This window comes from Coprococcus sp. LG101-27, from assembly GCF_027695515.1.
Taxonomy (GTDB): Bacteria; Bacillota; Clostridia; order Lachnospirales; family Lachnospiraceae; genus Allocoprococcus; species Allocoprococcus comes.
The window spans coordinates 47,848-73,404 of sequence record NZ_JAQEUJ010000006.1; the positions used below are offsets into that span (position 1 = coordinate 47,848).

21 protein-coding genes are annotated in these 25,557 nt (G+C 42.8%); all 21 read right to left on the reverse strand.

Going from position 1 to position 25,557, the window contains the following annotated elements; genetic code table 11:
- Window positions 1-12: 12 nt before the first annotated feature.
- The gene (locus PG766_RS06510; protein WP_118198712.1) at window positions 13-855 is read right to left on the reverse strand and encodes a carbohydrate ABC transporter permease; all 843 of its coding nucleotides are present in this window, start codon (window positions 853-855) and stop codon (window positions 13-15) included.
- Window positions 855-1,706, reverse strand: coding sequence for a carbohydrate ABC transporter permease (locus tag PG766_RS06515; protein ID WP_118198713.1), 852 nt, complete (start codon window positions 1,704-1,706; stop codon window positions 855-857). The genes PG766_RS06510 and PG766_RS06515 overlap by 1 nt, the downstream gene beginning before the upstream one ends.
- 121 nt (window positions 1,707-1,827) lie before the next feature.
- Window positions 1,828-3,147, reverse strand: coding sequence for an ABC transporter substrate-binding protein (locus PG766_RS06520; RefSeq protein WP_118198714.1), 1,320 nt, complete (start codon window positions 3,145-3,147; stop codon window positions 1,828-1,830).
- A gap of 165 nt (window positions 3,148-3,312) precedes the next feature.
- Window positions 3,313-4,602 (reverse strand): ABC transporter substrate-binding protein, encoded by a 1,290-nt coding sequence (locus tag PG766_RS06525; protein WP_243014377.1) that lies wholly within the window; start codon window positions 4,600-4,602, stop codon window positions 3,313-3,315.
- Complete coding sequence (locus PG766_RS06530) at window positions 4,592-6,373, reverse strand: sensor histidine kinase (RefSeq protein WP_117557092.1); 1,782 nt, start codon at window positions 6,371-6,373, stop codon at window positions 4,592-4,594. Before PG766_RS06530 ends, PG766_RS06525 begins: the two co-directional genes overlap by 11 nt.
- The gene (locus PG766_RS06535) at window positions 6,370-7,968 is read right to left on the reverse strand and encodes a response regulator (protein ID WP_118198715.1); all 1,599 of its coding nucleotides are present in this window, start codon (window positions 7,966-7,968) and stop codon (window positions 6,370-6,372) included. The genes PG766_RS06530 and PG766_RS06535 overlap by 4 nt, the downstream gene beginning before the upstream one ends.
- A gap of 221 nt (window positions 7,969-8,189) precedes the next feature.
- Window positions 8,190-13,355, reverse strand: coding sequence for a penicillin-binding Tp47 domain C-containing protein (locus PG766_RS06540; RefSeq protein ID WP_243014378.1), 5,166 nt, complete (start codon window positions 13,353-13,355; stop codon window positions 8,190-8,192).
- A gap of 67 nt (window positions 13,356-13,422) precedes the next feature.
- Window positions 13,423-13,938, reverse strand: a complete 516-nt coding sequence (locus PG766_RS06545) for a Gx transporter family protein (RefSeq protein ID WP_270590629.1) — start codon at window positions 13,936-13,938, stop codon at window positions 13,423-13,425.
- A 14-nt stretch (window positions 13,939-13,952) separates the two neighbouring features.
- Entirely contained in the window at window positions 13,953-14,351 is a 399-nt protein-coding gene (locus PG766_RS06550) for a NusG domain II-containing protein (protein ID WP_270590630.1), read from the reverse strand.
- Window positions 14,352-14,354: 3 nt separating this feature from the next.
- On the reverse strand, window positions 14,355-15,218 hold the full coding sequence (locus tag PG766_RS06555; protein WP_117557238.1) for a 4Fe-4S binding protein: 864 nt from the start codon (window positions 15,216-15,218) through the stop codon (window positions 14,355-14,357).
- A 10-nt stretch (window positions 15,219-15,228) separates the two neighbouring features.
- On the reverse strand, window positions 15,229-15,663 hold the full coding sequence (locus PG766_RS06560) for an FMN-binding protein (protein ID WP_270590631.1): 435 nt from the start codon (window positions 15,661-15,663) through the stop codon (window positions 15,229-15,231).
- A gap of 2 nt (window positions 15,664-15,665) precedes the next feature.
- Complete coding sequence (locus PG766_RS06565; protein WP_270590632.1) at window positions 15,666-17,435, reverse strand: FMN-binding protein; 1,770 nt, start codon at window positions 17,433-17,435, stop codon at window positions 15,666-15,668.
- 28 nt (window positions 17,436-17,463) lie between these two features.
- On the reverse strand, window positions 17,464-18,555 hold the full coding sequence (locus tag PG766_RS06570) for an FAD:protein FMN transferase (protein WP_270590633.1): 1,092 nt from the start codon (window positions 18,553-18,555) through the stop codon (window positions 17,464-17,466).
- A 177-nt stretch (window positions 18,556-18,732) separates the two neighbouring features.
- Entirely contained in the window at window positions 18,733-19,257 is a 525-nt protein-coding gene (locus PG766_RS06575; RefSeq protein WP_270590634.1) for a GNAT family N-acetyltransferase, read from the reverse strand.
- A gap of 9 nt (window positions 19,258-19,266) precedes the next feature.
- A complete protein-coding gene (locus PG766_RS06580) occupies window positions 19,267-20,418 on the reverse strand; it encodes a double-cubane-cluster-containing anaerobic reductase (RefSeq protein ID WP_117557104.1) in 1,152 nt (383 codons plus the stop codon).
- A 5-nt stretch (window positions 20,419-20,423) separates the two neighbouring features.
- Entirely contained in the window at window positions 20,424-21,194 is a 771-nt protein-coding gene (locus PG766_RS06585; RefSeq protein WP_117557240.1) for an acyl-CoA dehydratase activase, read from the reverse strand.
- Between the two features lie 248 nt (window positions 21,195-21,442).
- Complete coding sequence (gene truA / locus PG766_RS06590) at window positions 21,443-22,189, reverse strand: tRNA pseudouridine(38-40) synthase TruA (RefSeq protein ID WP_270590635.1); 747 nt, start codon at window positions 22,187-22,189, stop codon at window positions 21,443-21,445.
- Window positions 22,190-22,200: 11 nt separating this feature from the next.
- On the reverse strand, window positions 22,201-23,025 hold the full coding sequence (locus PG766_RS06595) for an energy-coupling factor transporter transmembrane component T family protein (RefSeq protein WP_117557106.1): 825 nt from the start codon (window positions 23,023-23,025) through the stop codon (window positions 22,201-22,203).
- Window positions 23,022-23,885, reverse strand: a complete 864-nt coding sequence (locus PG766_RS06600) for an energy-coupling factor transporter ATPase (RefSeq protein ID WP_270203299.1) — start codon at window positions 23,883-23,885, stop codon at window positions 23,022-23,024. The genes PG766_RS06595 and PG766_RS06600 overlap by 4 nt, the downstream gene beginning before the upstream one ends.
- Window positions 23,870-24,721, reverse strand: coding sequence for an energy-coupling factor transporter ATPase (locus tag PG766_RS06605; protein ID WP_118217488.1), 852 nt, complete (start codon window positions 24,719-24,721; stop codon window positions 23,870-23,872). The genes PG766_RS06600 and PG766_RS06605 overlap by 16 nt, the downstream gene beginning before the upstream one ends.
- Before the next feature lie 140 nt (window positions 24,722-24,861).
- Window positions 24,862-25,551 (reverse strand): GTP pyrophosphokinase, encoded by a 690-nt coding sequence (locus PG766_RS06610; RefSeq protein ID WP_270590636.1) that lies wholly within the window; start codon window positions 25,549-25,551, stop codon window positions 24,862-24,864.
- Window positions 25,552-25,557 lie beyond the last annotated feature (6 nt).

Here is a 25,557-nt window from a genome sequence, read left to right on the forward strand (position 1 = left end):
TACTATATTTTTCTAACCCTTTACAGCTCCTGCAGCAACACCCTTGATGATGTACTTCTGTCCTGCCAGATATACAATGATGATCGGGATTACTGTAAGCATGATGCTTGCCATCATCGGTCCCATTTCAACTCTTCCGTAACTTCCGCGGAAATACTGGATCAGCATCGGGATTGTTTTATATTTCTTAATATCAAGTACAAGAGTTGGAAGCAGGTAGTCATTCCATACCCACATTGCTTCCAGAATACCTACGGATATCATGGTAGGCTTCAGGATATGGATATCGATCAAAAAGAAGGTCTGCAACGGATTACATCCATCGATCATCGCAGCTTCTTCGATCTCTACCGGAATCGATTTTACAAATCCGCAGAACATAAATACCGCAAGACCTGCGCCAAATCCGAGATAGATCACCCAGATATTCCATGGCATATTCAGCTTTAAGGTATCTGCTGTCTGCGACAAGGTGAACATAACCATCTGGAAAGGTACAACCATTGAAAATACAAACAGATAATACAAAATCTTTGAAATCACACTATTTACACGGGTGATATACCATGCACACATTGAACAGCATACAAGGATAGCAACCACAGAAGTAAGCGTAATAAATGTACTGTATCCAAGACTGCTTAAAAATCCTTTTGAAGCAATGGCATCTACATAGTTTGCGATTCCTGCAAATGCATCTGCAGTCGGAAGTTTAAATGCAGTTCCTGTACTGATCGCTGATTCTTTTTTCAAAGAGTTCATCAGGATCATGATGATCGGATAAACCCAGGCGAGTGCCGCAATTGTTAAAATGACTGTCCATATTGTATTTGCAATACTTTTCTTCTTTTTCATTACTGCTGCACCTCCTTAGATCTTGTTGCTTGCAGCTGTACCAGTGAAATAATAATAACCAGAGCACAGAAGATCACTGCTTTTGCCTGCCCATAACCTTTCCACTGCATTCCGGCACGTGCGTAGAATGTCTGGTAAATATTCAGTGCCAGCATTTCTGTCGCATGGTTCGGATCTCCACCTGTAAGAGCCAGGTTCTGGTCAAACAGTTTAAATGAATTGGTAAGTGTCAGGAAGACACAGATCGTGATGGAAGACATTACCATCGGAACTCTGATCTTCCAGAGGATATCCCACTTTGCTGCTCCGTCAATCTCTGCTGCTTCGATCAGATCATCCGGTACATTCTGAAGACCTGCGATGTAAATGATCATCATATATCCGATCTGCTGCCAGCACATCAAAATGATAAGTCCCCAGTAACCGGCTGAAGAATTCAGTGCCAGAAGAGGCTGGCCGATGATCGTAAGCAGACAGTTGATCAGGATCTGCCAGATATATCCAAGTACGATTCCACCGATCAGGTTCGGCATAAAGAAAATAGTTCTGAAAATATTTGTTCCCTTTAACTTCTGTGTCAGAAGCAGTGCCAGACCAAATGCCAGTACGTTAATCAGTAAGATCGATACAATCGCAAATAATACTGTAAATTTAAATGAACTCGTAAAGGATGTATCCTTGATCGCTGCTGTATAATTTGATATTCCAACAAATGTTGCATTTCCTACTGTTGTAAATTTACAGAAAGAAAGATAAAATCCCTGTGCAAACGGAATGATAAATCCGATCACAAATGCAAGAAATGTTGGGAGAACAAATATTGGTGCATGTTTTTTAAGTGCCTTCTCCATAGAAATCCTCCTCTTTTCCTTTTGCCCGGAAGGATCTCCCTACCAGGTTAACTCTCATTTCATAAAAAAAAGGGGCAGGCAGATTGCCTGCCCCTAGGTCAGTTCTTTTTATGCAGCTTATTTATTCATTTGCAAGTTTGTATTCAGATGCCCATCCATCTACGAATGAACTTACTACTGCATCCCAGTTAGCATCTGTCTGATCTGCTGCATAAGCTGTCAGTGCAGATCCAACACCATTTTTCCACTCTTCTGAAGGCATTGTTGAGAAGTTCCATGCTACCGGAGTCTTTCCGTCTTCGGTCATCTGTTTGTCTTCTTTGATAAAGAGATTCTGAGATTCCTGAGCTTTCTTAAACGGAATGTTGAATCCCATATCGTCTGCCATACATTTTGTTCCTTCATCGGAAGTTACACACCAGTTCATAAAATCTAATGTAGCCTGAACATCAGCTTCGTCCGCTTCTTTATTTACGCACCAGTAATTTTCTGTACCTGTGCAGAGTCCCTGGTTTGCCTCATCGCCTACACCAAAGTAAATCGGAAGCATGGTCAGATCATCATCTGTAAGACCGCCATCGATCAGCTGTGTATATTCCCATGTACCATTCTGATAGAATACAGCTTTTTTATTCAGGAATTCATTTCTTGCATCGTCACCTGTCTTTGCAGCAAGATCCTTCGGATCGCATGTGCTGTTGTTGATGTACAGATCCCACATATCGCGATAATTGTCAAGATATGTGCCTTTGATTGCATCTGTTGTGTTAATTCCTTCATCCTGATATTCAAAGTAGATTGGAAGGTTTGCAAGGTGTGTCTTGAATCTCCAGTCAGAAGATCCGTCCATACCTGCTGAAGTAAATGCAGAAAATCCAAGTTCAGAAGATCTCTTTGTAATGTCTTCTGCCACTTTCTTCAGATCTGCAAAGGATTTGATGTCATCCGGTGTATATCCTGCTTCTTTTAATAATGTCTTATTTGTGATAATTCCATATGTTTCGATAACGTATCCGATACCTGCTACAGAATCTCCGTCTTTCAGTGCATAATCATCACTTGTGAGTTCTTTGTAAACATCAGTGTCAGATAAGTCGTAGCAGTAATCTTTCCAGTTTGCAAGTCCTACCGGTCCGTTTACCTGGAATAATGTTGGTGCTCCGCTCTTTCCCATTTCACTCATCAGAGTGGTTTCATAGTTTCCGGAAGCTGCTGTAACAACCGTTACATCTACACCTGTTTCTTTGGTATAGTCTTTTGCCAGCTGCTGCCACTGTTCATCCTGCTCCGGTTTGAAGTTCAGATAATAAACAGAACCTTTGCTGCTGTCCCCTTTACTGTCTGCACTCTTGTCATCGCTCTTGCTTCCACATCCTGCAAAGCATCCAAGTGTCATGATTCCTACCAGTCCCAGTGCCAGCCATCTTTTTTTGTTTTTCATAATTTTCGTTCCTCCTCGTCTGGATTTCTTTTCTATGGTTAAATAATAGCAAGGATCCAATCAAAGGCTGTAACAAATCGCAAACCTCCTTTAACAAAAAATATACTTTTCGAAATGTAAAAAATTTGTTATTGATAAAATGGCACCAACAGCCTTCTCCTCCCATCATCTCTCTTTCTCATACTCCCGGATACTTTCATCGGCAGTCTCCACCATCTGCGCAGGCGTCATTTTCCCGGCGGCAAGCTGTGGCAGGCACTCCCCGATCGTCTCTTCCTGAAGGATGGAGTTCCATTTCACCTGATAGTTCGGAACGATCTGCGGATTGTTATTGTAGGCATTTACATAATCCTGAAGGAGCTGGCTGATTTCAGTGCGTCCGTTCTTGTCCATCAGCTCTTTCTTCTCTTCCAGATTGAATTTCGTGCGAAATTTCAAAAATTCAACCGCTCCTTCTTTGACCTCCTCGCTGTAAGTGGAAACCACCGCCCAGCCAAAGGTTTCCGGTGAGGCGATCAGTTTATTTCCCGGAAATGCGGAAAATCTTACCTTTTCTTTCCATTCTTCCGGCAACTGGTCGATCATCCAGTATCCGTTCGGAATCATTGCCACCTTTCCTGTGACAAAATTATTGTATGCCACATCGTAGTCTGCATGAATTGCATCTTCTGTTGTATACCGAAACAATTTCTGCAAGGTTTCTGCAATTTCAAAACCGGTATCATTGGAATAGCTTTCTGGGAGAAGCTCTTTCATAAATGCATAGCCTTCTTCCGTGTGTGCTGCCTCTGCTGTTGCAATCAGCATCGGCGCCCAGCCGGTTCCTTCAGTGTGAAGTCCAAGCGGTGTGATTCCGTTTGCCTGCAGCTGGTCACAGCAGTCCCAGAATTCTTCCCATGTCTCCGGGAATTTCTCAATCCCTGCTTCCGCAAAAAGCTCCGGATTCCAAAACATGCCGGCGCACGCAAATGCCGCCGTACTGATCGGTCCAAGATAGATATTGCCATCCTCATCCGTACAGCCTTCCATCACCGCCGGTTCGATCATATTCCTCCACTTTTCATCCTCTTCCAGATACGGACTCAGATTCTCGATCCGTCCATCCGCAACCATCATCTGATAAAAGGACGGCAGGGTGCGCACATCATAGATCACAGCCGGAAGCTCGTCTGTGACATTTAACCGTTTCAGATTTTTTCGGTATTCCTCTTCCGTCTCCATGATCCATTCTACTTGCATATGATACGTACCGGCATATTCTTCATTAAATGCATCAACGACATCCTGTTCCGTTTTCTTGCCGGAAGTCGGATCTACCGTCAGAATGATCGGAATATCAATCTCCTTTTTTTCTGTGCTCCGGCTTGTCTGCCCCGTATTTTTACCACATCCGGTAAGCACTGTCAGAACCAGTGCGATACAAAACACCGATTGCAAATATTTTCTATAAATCACGTTTCTCCTTTCCGTCATCCGGAATTTGGATTGTACACCGAGTTCCATTTTCTTCTGCCTCATAGTAAAACAGCACATCCTCTCCATATTTCAGCCGCAGTCTGGTCAGTACATTCACCACTCCATATCCGTGTTCCTTATCCTGGAAGCATTTTTTCGCCTCCAGAATCGGATGCCCGTTTAAGGCATTGATCTTTTCCATCATTTCCCGGTCAATCGGCTTCCCATTATTGAATACCACGATTTTCAGCTGGCTATCCTCCCTCGCAATCTCAATCCGGATCAGACCATTCTCATAAATTTCGCAGAATCCGTGCTTGATCGCGTTCTCGACAAGTGGCTGCAAGATCAGCTTCAGCATCCACGTACTCTTCTCTTCCACCTTACACTCAATCTCATACCGGAACAGATTTGCATTCCGGATCTGTTGGATTTCCATATAACTCTTTACATTTTCCAGTTCGTCCTCCACCGTCACGATATCACTGCCCTTGCTGAGTGACAGACGCAGATATTTGGAAAGTGCCTGAATCATCTTCATGGTTGTCTCTTCTCCGTTTATCCGCGCAAGCATGTAAATTGTATCCAGCGTATTATAAAGGAAATGTGGGTTGATCTGTGCCAGAAGCATGTTCAACTCCGTCCGTCTGAGCACCCCTTCCTGTTCTTTGATCTCTGCCAGAAGATTCTCAATATTTTTTAGCATCTTATTGTAGGAATGTCCGATCTGATCCAGTTCTGTATTGGTATTCAGTTCAATCAGGCGACTGAAATCATTTCCGTCAAACTGTGTCATCTCTTCACTGATCTCCCGGATCGGACTGGTGAACCGCTTAGAAAAATAGATACTGAGCACAACCGCTACCACTGCCACAAACAGATAAATCCCGATCAGCACCGTAAGTACCCTCATCGTTCCCTGTGTCATCACACTCGACGGAACGACTGTGAACACCGTCATTTCAGAGCTGCTTTCTTTGTAAATGGAGCAGACACCACCGCTCACTCTCCGGCTTTTTGCAAGAATACCACTTGTTTCCTGTGCGCTGATCTTATAGACTTCCTGCTTTACCGCATCCGAAATCTTCGTCCCTTTCGGGCACCAATCAGCACATAAATTTCCCTTCTTATCCAGAATTCCGATCTGCACTTCATCTGTCATACTCCGATCCTTTCCAAGTATCGTTTCCAGAAAGCTGTCATTCATCTTGATGAGCAGCAGTCCTGGTTTGCTGGCGTATTCCATGCTGTGTACATATCTTCCGATAAACAATGCTTCTTTCTCCGTCCCAAACAGAGTATCCTTCGCCCAGAACCATTGTGTTTTCGCATAAGAATCTCCCATGTAATCTTCCAGATGGCTGTCTGAAAAATCTTCATAATCAATATGCGAGTAGGATCTGGCATAAACATTATTTTTATTATCCACATAGCAGTATTCTGCCACATGATCCAGATTCATATAGGCAAAATATTTCTGAAGAGAGTTCTTTTCCACATCTGCAAATGAAGCTTTTTTCAGGCTTTCCTGAACCTGATCGTAAGTAATACATTCTGCTGTCCCTTCATCCGCCTCTTTTGACAGTGTATCCAGAGCCAGCCCCATCTTCTCATTTAAAAATTCATATTTATCTGTAACCTCTGTGGTCAGACTCTGCCTTACATAAATCCAAACACCGATGCTTGACAGCAAAATTGCCAGCAACAACAGCCCCATTATATATCGAAGGTATTTTCTCTGTATTCCGGATTTAATCACCCATTTCTTCATTCTTCGTAATCCTTTTTGTATTCACTCGGTAATTTTCCTGTATATTCTTTAAATAAATGTGAAAAATAGGATGCATTGCTGATTCCCACCTGCTCACATACCGTTCCTATACTCTCACATCCATCCTGGATCAGCCTCTTTGCTTTCTCCATTCTCTGCTGTAAGAGATACTTTTTAAAGGTTATATGAAATGTATTTTTAAATACACGCCCGAAATATACCGGATTCAGATAAATCTGCGTTGCCACCTGAACAATAGAAAGTTCTTCCTCCTGCAAATGCTCACCGATATAAGAAAGTGCCACTGTCATATATTCCTTTGCACATTTATTTTCTCCGCTTTCTGCGTATTTTTCCCGTTCCTCAATTGCTTCTCCGAGGATCCTATAACTGACATCTACCGCCTGTGCCGCTGTCAGGCTCTCCATATTCGAATAATAATTCCGGAACTGTTTCTGCAGTTTTTCCGTCATTCCGTAAGTATCGTTCAGCATCATCTCTGCTTGCAGCATAATCTTATGTATATAACGAATCTGTAGCTCTTCCTCATGCGGAAGTGCGTAGATCAACGCAATAAAAGCCTGTTTTAACTCTTTAAACGCATTCTTCCGAACAGCATTGACGATCGTAAGTCCTGCCTCTTCACAATCACTTTTTGCCGCTTTTTCTTCCTTTTTCACAGGTATGGAAAAAGTATTCTCATTTGTGGCACTGCTGCAGATTGGCTCGAAAAGTCCCTGCGCCTCTTCGTAACTCCGGCGGATTCCATCCAGTCCTTTATACGGTTTGGAAATCGATGCAGTAACCGGACTTTTCTGTTCCCTTTTAACCTGTTCCAGAATCTGCGCAATCTCGCGCACTGACGCATTTTCCTTTGTCTTGATCAGAAATACATGACAGCCTTCTGCCTTTTCAAAATGCCAGAAAAAATACCGCTCTGAAAACATTTCTTCCAGAGATTGTATCAATTCCAGCCTGGCTGCTTCGTAATTCAGTGCATCCGTAATCTTATATGTAAGATCAAGATCCACACACATTGCAATAAAACGGTCGCCCTCTTCGATCACATCTTTCAAGATTGCAAATACTTCCTGCATTTTTTCATAGGAAATTTTATTCTGTAAATATTTCTGTACAACAACCTGGAGAAAACTGGTGGAATCTTTTCGAACCATATTTTCCCAGCTTTCATAACGCTCTTCGCTCTCCAGTTTCTCCATACAGGTCTGGTATGCGCCCTGCATGGTCTCCTGCAGTTTATCTTCCTCGATTGGTTTCAGCAGATATGCATATGCACCAAGATCACACGCCTGCTGTGCATAATTAAAATCACGGTACGCACTGAGCACAATAAAAACCGGATCCAGCTCTGTCTTCTGGATCTCTTCCATCACCATCAGACCGGAAACCTGTTTCATCCGGATATCCGTCAGTACGACATGGGGCTTCACTTTTTTGATCACTTCGATTGCCTGCTCCCCACTCTGTGCCTGACCGGCAACTTCAAATCCCATCTCATTCCAGTTGTACGTCTTAACCAGTCCCTGCAGAAGGATTGGTTCGTCATCTACAATCACAAGTTTTAATAATTTCATACCATTTTCCCCATTCCTGATAATCTTCCTACTTCTTATTTTAGATAAGACATGATAAAGAATTTATCAAAAACTATACTTCTGATGCAAAAAATCATACTTTTACCAAAAATTATACATTCTCGTTCGGTAAATAGCAAGAAAAGCCGGCAGAACTGGCTTTTTCTTGCCGTCTGCCGACTTTCCGGATCCTATGATTTGTTAAAAATCATATCTTTTTATTATTTTCTTTTTCTGCGTTTCCAAGCAAATCCACCCATACCAGCTCCGAGTGAAGAAACTGCAAGTCCTAACCATCCAAATACGCTTGCCGGATCTCCGGTCTTCACGGAATCACTTCCGCTTGTCTTGGATTTATTTGTTGTACCATCTGTCTTTTTTACAGATGAGCTGTTTTTCTTTACAAGTGCCTTGATTGCTTTGTTCAGGCTGTTTGTTGCATTATCTACTGCTTCCTGGCTTTCTTTTGCTTCCAGTGCTTTCTGGGCATCTGAAAGTGCGCTCTGCAGTGCTTTCCAGCTATCTGCTGTGTAATCTGCTTCTTTAAGCGCTTTTGCATCTGCAATTGCTTTTTCAAGAGAAGCAGTATTGATTGTAACCGGTTCTTCTTCAGCTTTAACCAGTGCATCTTTTGCTGCATTTAAAGCAGCAAGTGCCTGATCAACTGCATCCTGACTTTCCTTTGCTTCCAGTGCAGTACGTGCGCTCTGCAGTGCTGCCTGGTATACACTCCAGCTTTCTGCTGTGTAGTCTGCTTCTTTAAGGTTATCAGCTTCTGCAATTGCAGCTTCCAGTGCTGTTGTATCAACCTCTGCCGGTGCCGGAGTCTCTGCTATCTTGTAAGTAAATGTAACAGGAGTTGTATAACCTGTTGAAGCTACTGTAATCTGGAATTCTGTTCCAGCTACCGCATCTTTAAACGGATCTGCATCTGTCTTGATCGTACCATCCTTATTGATAATAACTACGGAGCCTCTTCCACTTGCTGCATAATCTTTACCATTTACATTTACAGAAGTAATATTTCCAAGATAAGCTTTAAGCGCATCTGTGTCAAATCCTTCTGCCTCTACAAGTTTCTTATTCTCTTCATCATATGCTGCAGGCATATCTTTTGTTGTCAATGTAAATGTTGTAACAACATCTGCATATTTGTTCTTCTTATCTTTAATAGTAAGTGTATATTTTCCAGGTTTTACAGAAGCTGCTGCTCTGCTCTCTGTCACTGCTTTAAAACTCAGTACATTACCTTCTACCGACACATCCAGTCCATCCACACTGTATTCTGGTTTGAAGTCTTCCGGAAGCTGTACATCAATTGTCGTCTTACCTGCTGTGATATCTGCATCTGCAATTTCTACTTTTGTAGTTTCTGATTTTACAGGAACATAGATATCTGCGATATCCATTGTATACACCCCATTTGTTGTATAATACTCAATGCTGTCAATGGTCTTGCCCATCATAGATTTGTAATGTTCAGATGATGTCGGGCAACCATGCACTTCTCTTGTAAATCCGGTGCTCCATGCGAGCTCATTACCCCTCCAGATATTTTCCAGATGACGCATACCATAAGCGGTTCCGTCTGTTGTCTTTACTACAACTGCATTTACATTCGAAGCAGTAATTTTATCTTCCGGAAGACCATCAAGGTTCAATTGATAATCCCCGTAAGAAGACTTTGTTAATAATTCTGCTTTGACACCTGTCAGTGCCTCCGCTTCCTGTCCTTTTACTTCACCGAATACAAGCTTTCCATTTTCATCAGCAGAAACTTCTTTGTAGTTTGCCGGTGCTTCTGTAAGTGGATAGTATGCATAAGATGCATTCTCAAATAATGTGTCTTTTCCAGTCAGAGTTGTAGTACTTGTCTTTCCTCTGTTTGTAACTGTAATCTCCACCGAATCGCTGTCTTTTACTTCTTTGTATTTTGAAAGATCTACCGAAGGATCTACTTTTACAGCATAAGTGATACCATCAATCTTGGATCCATCCGCGTTTTCATGGTATGATCCACCTGCAAGACCTGTTGTTCTGGTCTTGTTCTTTGTTGCAGAAGTAAATGCATCTACGGCAATATCATTATTTGTTGTCTCAGCTTTGTAGAATTCTGCGTATGGGATGTTCATGAGAATATATTTATCTGCTTTCACAAGTGCCTTAATTGCCTCTGTCATGTGAATTGTCTGCTCTTTTACTGCTGACTGTAATGGATTGTCTGACGCAAGAAGTTCTTTCGATTCTTCCAGTTCACTCATCATCTTATCCCAGCTATCCTTTGTATAATCAGATTCTTTCAATGCACTTGCTTCATCAATTTTAGCCTGTAAAGCTTTTTTATCTTCTTCACTCGCAGTTTTTGGTTTCGCTATATTTTCTGTTCCGACTTCAAAGTTATAACTGTAATCAGCATAGCCAAGTCCATATACAGTCAATTTCCAGTAACCCGTTCCATCTGTTCCTTCTGGAAGTTCACATCTGAGAGATTCTGTAAGTCCAAGCTGAATACCCATGGATTTGTGCATCCAGTTATCTGCCGCGAATTTTGTTCCAAATGTTCTTACCGGTGTTGTATAAGTTGAATCATTTCCATAATAAGTCCATTCGACAGCCTGCATCGCAGAACCAAGACCACCATAGTTACCATTTAAATCCACACGTATGAATTCTCCATAGCTTCCAACAGCTTCCCCTTCTCTAATATTTGGAGTAACATCAGCAGTTTCAAGCTGTGTATCCTTTAATCCAGAATAAGAGCCTGTTGTTCTTGCTGAAAATGTGAAAGAACCATCTTTCTGCTTTTCTGCTGTTTTAAGACCATTCGTATTCGCTGTTACATCTGCAATTGCTGTATATGATTTAAGCTGGTTTTCAGAAAATCCGCCAATCAATGTGCCTCCATTTTCTACAACCACATATTTTTCTTTCAATGCACTTAAATCTGCTGTTTTCACTTTAACAGGAACATATTTTATACCAGTCACTTTGTAATCTGCCTGAATAAATGAGCTTCCATCTTCTGCAGTAAATACAGCCTTCTTTTCTGCATTTGTAGTTCTTGTATAAATGCTGCCATCTGTCATCACTGCTTTTCCATTTTTGTCCCAGTAAGACAGGTTATATTGATTACCATCTGTATCTTTAATCACTGCCGTACACTGAAAACTTCCTCTATGTAAGCCATGATTTGCAGTTGCTCTTGTAACGGTATCAAAAGCGCCTTTATCATATTCATTACGAGAATCAGTAACACCAGATGCTTCGGTATTTCCGGCTGCATACACACCTTCATTTGCCCAGTATTCTGACCAGTTCATTCCTACATAAACATAAGAATATTCACTGTCCTCTCCTGCTACTTTATAAGTAAATGTATATGCCTGATATCCATCTTCTGCAATTGTTACAGTAAATGCGTCTCCTGCCTTTGCATCTTTAAATACATTTTGCTCGAGATCAAGTTTACCATCTTCTTTAATCAGTTTTACTTCTTTCTTTCCAGATGCTGCATATTCCTTTCCGTTCACTGTAACAGATTTAATCTTTTCTAAATATGTCTTAAATTCTTCTTCAGTAACATCGTCATTCTTTACAACTGCCGGTGCTTTATTATCTTCATTATATTTCACCGGCATTGTCTCTGTATAAGCATTAAAAGTAGTTGAAATCGGTACATAAGTGCCACTCCTATCGCTAAGTGTAACGGTATATCGACCTTTTGTAAGAGCTTTTTTGAATTTAATTGTTCTTGTAGTAGTCTTACCTTCTGTTTTAATTTCCACAGAATATGCATCTTCATCGATTCCGATTCCATCAACTTTGTATTCTTCTTCAAAATCACTTGGAAGTCCACTTACCACAACAGATGTTGTATCTGATTTGGTAGAAATATCTGCCACTGATACTTCGCCATCAAATTTCTTCGCTACTTTCTGGTCCATCGGGATTTCATAAATACCATCATTTGTGTAGTAAGTTACTTTATTAATCGTCTGTCCCATCATGGTAGCATAATCTTTGGAATCAAGTTTGTTTCCATGTGATTCTGTTACAAATCCAGTGCTCCATGCGAGCTTCTGCTCCTGCTCCTTAAGCTTCCAGATATTTTCTACATGACGAAGACCGTAATTACTTCCTTCTTTTGTACTAATCACAACACCATATACTGTATTAATACTTGTTGGAAGACCATTTATATTTAACTGGTAATCACCATAATTAGACGAGGTTTTAAATTCTGTTGTAGCACCGGACAGAGGCTTTACTTTGGAAGCTTCTCCTTTTACCTCACTGAAGTTAAATGTTCCATCTGCATTTACCGTTGCTTCTTTATAATATGACGGTGTATCACTTAATGTGTAATAAGAATAGCTTGCGCTTTCAAACAATGCATCTTTTCCATTATACGTTGTTGTTGATTCTTTTCCTTTAATTGATGTTGTAATATCCACCTTACTATCATCTGTGATCTGTATATATTTTTCTAATACAGATGCATCACTGATCTTAACCGGGAATGTCACACCTGTAATATCAGAACCGTCACTGTTTACATGATAAGAACCTGCTGCAAGTGAAGCTCTGGTCTTCTGTTTTGTTGCTGATGAAACGGCATCCGCACCTGTCACTCCATCTGCTTTGTAGAAATCAGCATATGGAATGTTCATTAATACATAGACTTCTTTCTGTGCATCTGGTGTTTTCTGCACAAGTGCATCAATTGCTTTTGTTAAAGTATCTGCTGCTGTATTTACTGCTTCCTGGGATTCTTTTGCTGTAAGAGCTTCTTTTGCTGCTGTCAGCTTTTCCTGCATTGCTGTCCAGCTTGCTTCTGTGTATGCATCCTTACTTAATCCTTCTGCTTTTGAAATTGCAGCTTCGAGAGCAGATGTATCTACCGTTACGGTTGAAGCTACTGGTGCGGACTGAATTGCCTCAAGTGCAGCTGCTTTAACTGCCATTGCTGTACGTGTAGCGCCACTTACTGCATCTGTATCCGTTTCAGTTTTTTTTGTTTTCCAACTGTTCACTACATCTTCTGTTGCAGCTTGTCCTTTAAGTAATGTCTTGATTCCTTTTTGTTTATCATAAGCTTTATTAAAGTAACTGCTATTTCCAGAATCATATCCTTCTCCTGGTGTTACAGTAATATCTTCAAATTTTCCATCTTTTACTGTAAGACTTACCTCTACATCATATTCATTCCATTCATCATCCGAATCTTCAGATTCTATTCTTGTTACATGCGCCGTTTTCGTATAAGTCCCATCTGCCGCAACTTCACTTCCCGATGCCGCAAACACCGTCGACGGGCAGAGCCCGGCTACCATCGACATTGCCACAGCCATTGTCATAGCTTTTGTCTTAATCGTTCCCTTTCCCATAATTACCTCCTTGTTGTTGATAAAATTTATTATTAAGTTAGTTTCTGCTAACCCATAATCAAAAAAATTAACCTATCTGTGCCACTCTCTCCGATTCTCTTTTTACGATCGGAAGCAGCTTTTTACTTATACTTCCCATCACGAATCCGGTCACTGTACCGGCGATCAGAAGTGCCGGCAGATAATAAATCAGTTTCAGATTCTCTACTACAACGGATGCCACGATAATCTGACCGATATTGTGCGACACGCCTCCCGCGATACTGACTCCGGCTATGGAAAATCCTTTCAGCCTCTTCATCAATGCCATAACCAGAAAGCTTAAGATTCCTCCTGCCAGGCTGTAAACGATCGACATTCCATTTCCAAATAAAAAGCCAGTCAGCAGGATCCGCATAACTACCACCAGAAATACTTCCGGAAGCTCCAGGAAATACAGCCCGGTCACAGTCACCAGATTGGCAACTCCGAGCTTCATTCCCGGTATCCCGAAATTGATCGGTATTAAGCTTTCCACATAACTGAATATCATTGCCAGTGCAACCAGCATTGCCATATTGGCAAGTTTTTTGTTTTTATTCATCTGTTTTTCCTTTATCATTTTGCGATCGTATCTGGAGCTACATCTTCCGGATCTGAAGTTTCAAAGCTCTGGTCATTCTCATTTTCCAGAATCTCTACTACGAGCTTATGTGGCAGACAGACGATCGTCTGTGTATGTCCGCTGATTTTTCCCTGTTCCTCGCAGTAACCATCCGGACAATTCGCCTCTTCCATATACGCCTTTCCGTCTTCAATCCTGATCCGGTTATAAAAATCGCCATCCTTTACTTCGATGGTCTGATCCTTCGATAAGGAATACGTTCCATAGATTTTCCCATCCAGCGTAATCTGGATCTGGTTTCCTTCTTCCCCTCTCGTCAGCTGCATCACAAGCAGCATCGCAAGCGCAATCACAATAATGCCTGCTCCAAGCATCATATCTTTCTTTTTCATCTTCTATACACCAAGCCAGAGCAGAAGCGCCAGTAAGATCGCCGCCCGTAAAATCGTAAACCAGAATTCATTTCCGCAAATTCCTTTTACACCGGTATGAATATTTCCTTTCGGGCAGGTATCAATACATTTCTGACACTGGAAACAGTCACCTTCTACCCTCGGCGATCCATCTTCCGGAAGTCCGATGTTAGAAGGACATTTCTTCGTACATGCCTTACATCCTTTGATGCAGTTTTCCCGATCTCTGTGAAGAGCGAAAAACGGCAGGATCGGAAGCAGCGAAAAAACTGCTCCCATCGGACAAAAATTTCTGCAGAAAAAACGTTCTTCAAAGCACATTCCTGCAAGGATCAGAACCAGAAGGACGAGTCCCACCAGATATCCGCCAAGCTTAAAGTTGCCGGCATGGAGCATGGAAAATACATCCCATGGGCTGGTTCCTTTTGCCTTGCTGTATACGCCTGCAAAGCACAAGATTGAAATCAGTGCCAGTACAATATATTTCAGATAGCAGAGTTTTTCTGTCCACGCTTCTGCGATCTGAAGCGGTTTCTTTTTCATTTTTTTACAGATCCACACATAGAGTGCATGCACGCCGTCTCCCAGCGTACCGAATGCACAGGCAAATCCGCAGAAGAATCTTCCGAACAGGATCGTATAAATGCAGATCACAACCAGCACTGTCACGAAAGAGGTCATGGCAACCTTTTCCCCTGCACCGATCTGTGTAAATATGTATTTCACTCCGGCAAATGCCGCTGTATACACAGATGGGATAAACAGGAAATACAGTATCTGGATCAATGCTCTCAGCCATATATGTAATTTTTTTATATCTTTCGCCGTTAAATTATGAATATCCATCTTTTTCACGTTACTTTACCGCCTTTTCCAGAGCCTGTTCCGATGCATTTTTGATTCCGGTCGAGCTGAATGTCGCACCACTGATCGTATCTATATCTGCGCTCTGTGCATCGATGATTTGGGGAATAATATCCTTTGCCAGGGAAAGGTATGCTCCGTCTTCTTTCTCTGCAGATATCACATTGATCTCTGCAATCTTGCTTTTCTCAATCTTTACTTCTACCTGGATCGTTCCGCCAAATCCATCAGCTTCCCCGGTATAGGTTCCGTCCTTGTAGTTTGTGGAACCTCCATTTTCGCTGTCTGATTGTCCGTTTCCGGCAACCTGTGCGGAAAGCCGGGCGATCTCTTCTTCTTTCGCACGCGCATCCAGCACTGAATTGTATCCCAGCAGAACTCCCACGATTGCGAGCATACTTACCAGTCTTACCCAGAATTCTCTCATTGTTATTCAGCCTCCATATCTGTCGGTCTTTCTGCTGCTTCCAGTACTTTTTTGCATCCTTCCAGGATTGCATTGGAAGAGCAGGTTGCACGGGAAACAGTATCAATATCCTCCGGCATTCCTTTATCTATGATCTGGGATACCACACCTTTTATGCTTGAAGTACCATTTGCCGCTCTCTTAATATAGCTGTCATTACTGCTTGCGCCATCGCCTGTGATATCCGTAATTGACACAATTTTATCGTTGCGGATCTCCACCGACATTGTCAACTCATACTCTTCAAAGTCTTCGTCTTCATCCGGCGTACACGGAACGGTCACTTCATAAGTTCCACTGACATATTTTGTATTTTCTTTGTCTTTTCCATCTTTTGATTCCAGCTGAGCAATTGCTGTTTTCAGCTTTTCTACTGCTTTATCAACAATAGTCTGTTTTGTTTCCTCAAGTGCTTCTTGTGCGTCCGCAAGTCTGGTCTGCAGAACTGCCCAGCTTGTTTCTGTGTATTTATCTTCTTCCAACTTTTCTGCTCTCTCGATCAGCTCTTTCAGATCAGTCAGATCCGGCTTCTCATCAATGGGTTCTCCATTTGTCACTTTCTCTGCCTGTTTCAGTGCATTCTTGATTGCATTTAACAGTCCTTTGGAACTGTAGGTTGCTCCTGACACAGTATCTACATCGTCTGTCTTCTGTGTCCTTATCACCTTTTTCACAATATCCATTGCCCGATTGAAGAACGCCTCATCATCGGAATTTTCTGTGATCAGGATTGCTTTGATCGTCTTTTCCTGGATCACGACTGCAACGGATACATCGCCGCTGTAGCCTTCTGCTGTTCCGTAATAGATTCCTTCCTTGTACGGAACGGTTCCGGTCACAGTAGAATTATTGTCGTCTGACGAACTATTGTTATTGCTGTTATTACTATTGTTATCCTGTGTGCCATCCGATGTCCCGTTTACCGCCGCCTGGCTCAGCGCATCCCGCACTGCCTGAATAATTCCGACCGAACTGTAGGTTGCCCCGGACACCGTATCCACATTGGTGCTCTGCTTCGCGATAATAGAATCGATCAGAGAAGCTGCTTTGGAAATGTAATCGCTTCCGTCACTGTTCTCCACGATCTGGATGGATGCGATCTTTCCTCCGCTGATTTCTACCATAACCTTCAGTGGACCGCCAAATCCGGTTCCTGAACCGTAGTAGGTTCCATCCTTATATGCTGCCGCATCCTCTACTTTTGCCACACTGGTCGAACTTCCTGCTGCCGCCGCTGTCTGGCCGGACTGTGCCTGTCCTGTCGTGCTGTTATCCTTTTCCCCGGTCAGCGCATTTTTCACCGCACTGATGATTCCTCTGGAACTGAAAGTTGCTCCCGATACAGTATCCACATCCAGTGTCTGTCCTTCGATAATCTTGTCGATCACTGCTTTTGCCCGTGAAAAAAATGCCTCATCATCGGAAGAACTCAGAATGTCAATCGAAACAATCTGCTTATCCTTGATCTGTACCGATACGGTAATGTCTCCTGCATACCCGGTTCCGGTTCCTTTATATACGCCATCCTCCAGATCAAACGAACCTTTGGCTGCTGTCTTTTTTTCTTCTTTCTTCTCTTTTGCCTCTTCTTTTATCGGTGTTTCTTCCTGCGTCGCTGCATAGACCGGCGCTTCATATCCGCTTAAGGAGCCTGCCACGCACGCCGTAACCAGTGCAACTGAAAGAACGGGTGCAAACGGTTTTAATTTTTTACCGGTTTCTTTGATGTCCATCTCTCATTATCCTCTCATTTCACGCAAATTATTTCGTAATAACCTTCATGTCAAGATCCGTTGTAAAGCTGTCTTTCAGACCTTCTGTCACATAAATCGTTCCGTCATCTGTCTCAAGGATCGCCTCAAACTCATCACTGTGCGCCTTCCAGAACTCTGCCGCTTTTTCTTCTCCCATGATAAAAAGCGAGGTAGAAAGTCCGTCTGCAAGGGTTCCGTCCGAGCTTACGATTGTGACAGATACCAGTCCGTTCTCTGCCGGATATCCGGTCTTTGGATCAATAATGTGATGATAGGTCACACCATCCTGTTCAAAATAGCGTTCATATCCACCAGATGTGATCACCGCTTTATCCCGAATGGATAAAACTCCCAGATAATCCTCTGTGTCGTCCGGACTCTGTACCGCAACCCGCCAGTTGCTTCCGTCTGTCTTGGTTCCGAGTGCCTGTACATTTCCACCCAGATTTACCAGACCACTTGTAATCCTGTTTTCTTTGAAAATATCCATAATCCGAGAAGAAGTATAGCCTTTTGCAATTCCTCCAAGATCGATTTTCATCTGGTCATCTTCAAAAGAGATTTCTCTTGTATCCGTATCGTATGAGATCTCCGCTGCATCCACATGCTTCAGAAACCCTGTCAGTTCGTCAGCTGACGGGACACGGAAATTCTGTGTCGGAAATCCCCACGCCTCCATAACCGGATAAATTGCGATATCAAATGCCCCATCCGTTTCCTTATTCAGTTCCAGTGCGCGCTTCACAAGATATCCGCCATCTTCTGAAAGTGCTGCACTTTTCTGTTCATTCAGTTTCGCAATCTCACTGTCTGCATTCCCCGTTGATAAAAGTGTATCTAATCTTTCAATCTCTGCTTCAGCGGCATCCACCGCATCCTGTGCTTTTTCTCCATATGCTGTCACTGTCATATAGGTATCCATTGCAAAAATGTCTTTTGATGCCTCGGTATCCGAAGAAGCCTGCTCCGTACTCTTTTTCGAACTGCCTGTACTTTCAATTTTTTTACTCTTTGTCGTATCCTGTCCACTTTGACCGCATCCGCCTGCAAATACAGATGCACACAAACAGACCGCAATGATCTTATTTATGAATTTCATTTTGTTTCCTCTTTGTTTGTATATTCTAACTTATAGTAGTTTATATTATCACTAGTTAGCATGTCAATATTAAAGTTATCAGTTAAGAAACTTTCTCATTTTAGCTCTTTTTGCTGTACACAAAAAGAGCTTACAAAAAATGTTTCATTACACTTTCTGCAAGCTCTTTCACTTTTTCTAATATTCTAATGTTTTACTCATAACATATCTTCGTTGCCCGCCATACTTCTTTGTCTCGAGAACTGCCTTCATCCCTAGCTTTTCCATATTGCGAAAACTATATATATTATCCGGATGAACTGTTGCCATCAGATACCGCATCTGCTTATTTTTTACGATTTCTTCTGCCCGACAGAAAAGCTCATATTGCAGTCCGTATCCCTGATACCCCGGTTCCACAACAGCAATCTCCAGATGCGCAACCCGCTTCATTTCTCCCCTGGAAATCTTCAGATATTCTCCCAGGTTGTCCTCTGCCATTCCGGGAATACGGACAATCATGATCGCTGCAGTCTGTCCATTCTTCTTTGCCAAGAGGGTAAATCCTTCCTCGCGGATATGCTTTGCAAGAAATTCTTCATTCTCTGCCTCAAACCATTCTTTCGCGGGAACAATTTCTCCGGCAAGCTTTACCATACGACAAATTTCAGGAAGATCCTCCTCATTCGCCTTGCGGAACTGAAACTCATTTTTCTTCGTCATACTCTCCATTTACAGCATCTCAACAAACGCAGCAAGTCTGGTGTTCAGCTGTCCGATGTCTGCCTGAGAGTAATCGGTTTCCACACTGATATACGGAATTCCCTTTTCACCTGTCACAAACTTGCGGATCGTATTGGTCTCCACATTGTACGTATGACATGCCTGAAGGATCATATCCACTACACCGTCTACCTGATATTCATCGATCAGTCTTCCAAGAAGCTCCAGACGGTTCGGGTTCGGTGTCATAACCGAACATCCGATGTTGAGATATCTTCTTGCAATTGCATCATAAATATCCTCTGCATCTTCATCCACCATCTTATCGATTGATTTGGCACCGCTGCAGTTCTCAAAAGTCACAACAATACCGCCATTGTCTTCTACTGCTCGGATCACTTTTTCTGTTGCTCCTCCGATCGGACATCCTGTGATCAGAATACGCGGTTTCTTCTCTTCCATCTTGCCTTCTGCATATTCTTTTTCAATCTTCGCAGTAAGAGCATCCACTTCGCCCGGGATCAGGGAACGGTCAAATTTGAAGGTGCTTCCGTACAGAACTTTGAACAGATCCTGTCCTTTGATCGGAGCCGGATCATGTTTCATCACTTCATAAAGTTTCTTTAAGGACTGGCGTGCCTGATTCTCTGTCTTTACAGCTTCACGGATCTGCTCTTCCGTGATCGTCACGCCAAATTTCTGTTCCAGATATTCCTTGAAACGGATGATCTCGCCTTTCCAGAGCTGAAGTCCCGGTTCTCTCTGGCTATTCGGAAGTTCCATGATAAATACATCTTTGAATTCTGACATATATTCATACATCTTCTTCTTTCCATCACAGGTTGTTTCCCCAACTACTACGTCTGAGAAATAGAAGAATGGACATTTGTCTGTCTTTGCAAATCCATAACTTGATTTGATCAGCGGACAGAGATTCTTCGGAAGATCCTTTTCTGCCTCCGGAATCGTCTCGTCCGAAGTCGAGCAAAGGCTTACACATCCTGCTCCCATCGCCATTGCAATCTCTTTCGGGAAATATGTACAGTAAGATCCCACAACCGGAACACCTTTTTCTTTCAGTTCCTTAACAGCCAGAAATGATTTCTGTCTCTGCTCCGCAAATTCTTCAAATACCTCTGGCAAATCTTTAATCAGTTCCATCTTCATTATCTCCTTTTGTCTTTCTTTTCTCTGGCAAGAAGTGCTGCCCCGTATGCCCCCGCAAAACGGCCAAACTCTTCTGATTCCACTTTCTGATCCAGCTTGTCTGACAGGATTCCTGTGAAATAAATGCTGTGACTGAGTCCTCCGGTCAGGATCACTCTGTCTCCAAGTTCCTTTTTCTGCGCAAGCTGCACTACTTTATTGGCAACAGAATCTACAACTCCGGCTGCAATATCTTCACGCTTTTTTCCTTCTCCGATATAGTTGATCACCTCAGATTCGGCAAATACCGTACAAAGTGAGCTGATCGGAATAACTTCTCCTGCTGCCGCCATATCAAATAATTCATTGATCGTAACACCCAGGCGGTTCGCCATGATCTCCAGAAACTTTCCGGTTCCCGCCGAACATTTATCATTCATCTGGAAATCGGCTACCATTCCATTCTGTACAACGATCACCTTCGTATCCTGTCCTCCCACATCAATGATCGAACAGTCCCCCCCTGCAAGCTCACGCCCACCTCTGGCATGGCAGGTAATCTCTGTAATTACATGATCTGCAAAATCAACTGCGATTCTTCCATATCCTGTAGCAACTACCTTTGTATCATCTGAGGTAACATCTATCCCCATCTCAAGCAGCTTATTCTTGATCTTTTCGCACGTCTCTTTGCTGCTCCATCCTGTCGGCAGTACGAAATGTTCTTTCTTATCTCCTTCAACAACAACCTTGGATGCTGTTGATCCGATATCAATTCCTACATAATTCATATTTTTTCCCTTTTCTCTCTTTAATTACATCCTGTTTCTATGCTGTTTTCCCAAAATGCCTCTGATTATTAGGATAACATTTTCACAATATTTCTTCAATAAAACTGCCTGTTTTACTTATTGTTTATCCGAATAGATTAACTTCTCTATAGTTTTTTTCTATCGCAAAAATTCCTCCGATATGTAGTACCTTCTATTCGGAATTTCCTGTTAAAAAAATGAGCCTGCCTAAAAAGCAGACTCATGCACTATTCTTCATTCTGATAGCTGATTTCCATCAGGCAGAGTCCTTGCGGCGGTGCCGTGACCGCTTCCCTGGTTCTTTCTCCGCCTTCCAAAAGTTCCTTTACCTTTTCCGGTTCGTAAAATCCTCTTCCGACACGCACCAGTACCCCGGCTATGATGCGCACCATGTTATACAAAAATCCATTTCCCGTAATCCGGATCGTAATATGCTCTCCGCTTTGCAGAATCTGCAAATCCGTGATTGTCCGCACCGTTGTCTTTGCATTAGTACGGATACAGCAAAATGGTGCAAAATCGTGTTCTCCTACCAGATAAGCCGCTCCCCGCCTCATCTGCTCCACGTCCAGATCAAAACTTACAAAGTAATTATAAAGCCTCTCTGTCGGAATCGGCACTTTTGTATTGATGATGTGATATTCATAGGTTTTCAGAGTATCCTGATAACGCGGATGCCAGTTAAGATCCACCTCATCCGATTTTACAACTACAATATCTTTCGGAAGACGCTGATTCAGGGCATAAGAAAAACGTTCTGCCGGTATCCTGCTTTCCGTGTCAAACACAGCAATATTTCCTCTTGCATGAACCCCGGAATCCGTCCGACTCGCCCCTGTCACCTGAATCTCTTCTCCGGTGAGCTTACAGATTGCCTTATTCAGCACTTCCTCGATCGTAATTCCATTTGGCTGGATCTGCCAGCCACAATAATTTGTTCCATCATAAGCCACTGTTAATCTGATTCTTCTCATCTTCTGACTCCTTAAAAGATCCACAGCTTGAATGGAACATATCTTCCAACAACAAATGCGATCACCACATACAGGATCGTAATCAGGTATGCCATGTGGTCAGCACTTTTATAAATCAGAGGTTTCATCTTGGTTCTGCCATTGCCGCCGCGATAACATCTTGCTTCCATTGCCATTGCAAGATCATTGGCACGGCGGAATGCGGATACAAAAAGCGGAACCAGGATCGGAATCATTGCCTTTGCCTTCTGGATCAGATTTCCACTTTCCATATCCGCACCTCTGGCAATCTGTGCCTTCATGATCTTATCCGTCTCCTCCAGAAGAATCGGAATAAAACGAAGTGCGATCGACATCATCATCGAAATCTCATGCACCGGTACATGGAGCTTATTCAACGGGTGAAGAAGCTTCTCCAGTCCATCTGTCAGTGAATTCGGTGTAGTTGTCAGTGTCATAAGTGAGGATCCCATGATCAGATAGATCAGCCGGATCGCCATATAAACTGCTGTGCTTAAGCCGTACTCCGTGATCTTGATAAAGCCCACATGGACCAGTGTTTCTCCGCCCGGTGTCAGAAATAAGTTAAATCCTACTGTGATCAGAAGCAGAATGATAATTGGCTTCAGTCCTCTGACAATAAATTTAAACGGTACCTTCGACAGCTTAATGCATCCAAACAGGAACACAGTCGCAAGTACATATCCCAAAATACTTTTAAATGTAAAAAGAGAAATCAGGTACAGCAGTGTGCATACAATCTTCACACGCGGATCCAGCTTATGGATACGGCTGTCAGCCGGATAATATTGTCCAATTGTTATGTCTCGAATCATTTGGCTGTCCTCTCCTTCTTCAGTGCTTTCATAATGCCATCCGCTGCTTCTTCTATCGTGGTTGCATCTGTCGGAACATCCATTCCCTTTTCCTTCATCTCATGCATGATGTACGTTACCTGTGGTGCTGCAAGTCCCACACTTTCCAGTTCTTTGTAGTGTGCAAACACTTTCTTTGGCACATCATTAAACATGACGCTGCCTTTATTCATCACAATAATACGATCCACATATTTTGCAATATCTTCCATACTGTGGGAAACTAAAATGACAGTCATATCTGCTTTTTCGTGCAGATAGGCAATCTGATCCAGGATCTCATCTCTTCCCTTCGGATCCAGTCCTGCAGTCGGTTCATCCAGAACCAGTACCTTCGGACGCATTGCCAGTACACCTGCGATCGCCGCACGTCTTTTCTGTCCGCCAGACAGATCAAACGGGGAATGATCGTAATATTTTTCTTTGAGACCAACAAGCTGCAATGCCTCTCTCGCCCGCTTTTCACATTCTTCCGGTGAAAGTCCCTGATTCTTCGGTCCAAAACAGACATCCTGAAGTACATTGACCTCAAAAAGCTGATGCTCCGGATACTGGAAGACCAGCCCGACCTGATTTCGCAGCTCACGTAAGTTATAGTTTTCTCCGTAAATATTCTCTCCGTTGTAATAAAGTGCTCCGCTTGTCGCCTTGATCAGTCCGTTCAGATGCTGGATCAGTGTCGATTTACCGGAGCCGGTGTGACCAATGATCCCGACAAATTCACCGTGTGGGATTTCCAGGGATACATCCTTCAGCGCATGCTTTTCATATGCAGTTCCTTCACTGTATACATAATTGATATGTTCTAATTTAATCGACATAATATCTCCACCAATTCTTCCTTCTTCAAAACTCCCGCCGGAATATCAAGTCCTCTTTTTCTCAGTTCATCAGCAAGGATCGTCACCTGCGGCACATCCAGTCTGTAGTGCTTTAAAGTATCCACCTGTGAAAAGATTTCTCTCGGTGTTCCCTGCATTACCACATGACCGTGATCCATTACGAATACGTGGTCTGCATCTACAACCTCTTCCATATAATGGGTGATCAGAATCACTGTAATGTGTTCTCTTTTTCTCAGCTCCATCACACTTCGAAGTACTTCTTTTCTTCCATTCGGATCCAGCATCGCAGTTGGCTCATCCAGTACAATACACTTTGGACGCATTGCCATGACGCCGGCGATCGCAACCCTCTGCTTTTGCCCCCCGGACAATTTATTCGGTGAATGGTGACGGTATTCAATCATCCCAACCGCTTTCAGGCTGTCTTCCACTCTCTGCCAGATCTCCTCTGTCGGCACGCCCAGGTTCTCCGGACCAAATCCCACGTCTTCCTCAACGACCGTTCCTATGATCTGATTATCCGGATTCTGGAATACCATTCCGGCGCTCTGACGTACATCCCACAGATGTTCTTCTTCCTTCGTGTCCATTCCGTCTACCCACATGGTTCCGTCAGACGGAACCAGCAGGGCATTCATATGCTTTGCAAGTGTAGACTTCCCAGAGCCATTATGCCCCAGGATCGCAATAAACTGTCCCGGCTCGATATCCAGCGATACCTCATCAATAGCGCGGCTTTTCCCTATAATATTACCTTCTTCGTCACGCTTTGCATATTCAAATACAAGTTTATCTGTCTTAATCATTTTCATAGTATTTCCTCATATCCATTCTGTAATATATCTGTCCATACTGTACTAGATTATAACCTAACTGCAATGCCTATGCAATTGATTTCCTGATTGTATCAAAAAAAGAATGCGCCTTCGCACATTCTTTCCCTGTGTTTCTACTACATTTTTTCAATCTTATCCCTGAGTTTCAGCATTTTTGCATCCAGCTCAGAAATTTCATCTGCATAGGTTTTTAATTCCTTTGCAACCTCTTCATTCTCTGTCTTCTTATAAAATATCTGGTACTCGAGCACAGACCAGTAATCCATTGCCACCGTACGGAGTTGGATCTCCACCTTTTCCTTCAGTGGTCCTTTGGATGAATAAATTGGGACCTCCACGATCATGTGAAGACTCTTGTATCCGTTCTTTTTGGGATTCTTAATATAATCTTTCTCACGGATGATCTGTACATCTCCCTGCGCTTTCAGACGGTCTGCGACCTCGTACACTTCATCTTCAAATGGACAGACCACGCGGATTCCGATCAAATCCTTCAGTTCTGCTCTTGCCGTGTCAAAATTCGGCTCCAGGCCTTTCCGGATCAGTTTTGTATAAATACTCTCTGCCGTCTTCACTCTGCTGCTGATCTGGTTGATCACAATATGGCGTTTCTTGCGCGAAAGATCTGCATTTATCATATTCAGCTTTGCTGTAAGAAGATCGATTGCAGCTCTGCATCTGAGCTGATACTTCTGATCCTGAAGCGAACGGTCTATCTCTGCAATCTCTTTTGCAGCCTCTGTCCGGATCAGCTTTTCAGGGCACTTATTTTTCTGCTTTATCTTTGCCTTCTGTTTCTTTGGCATAGGCAT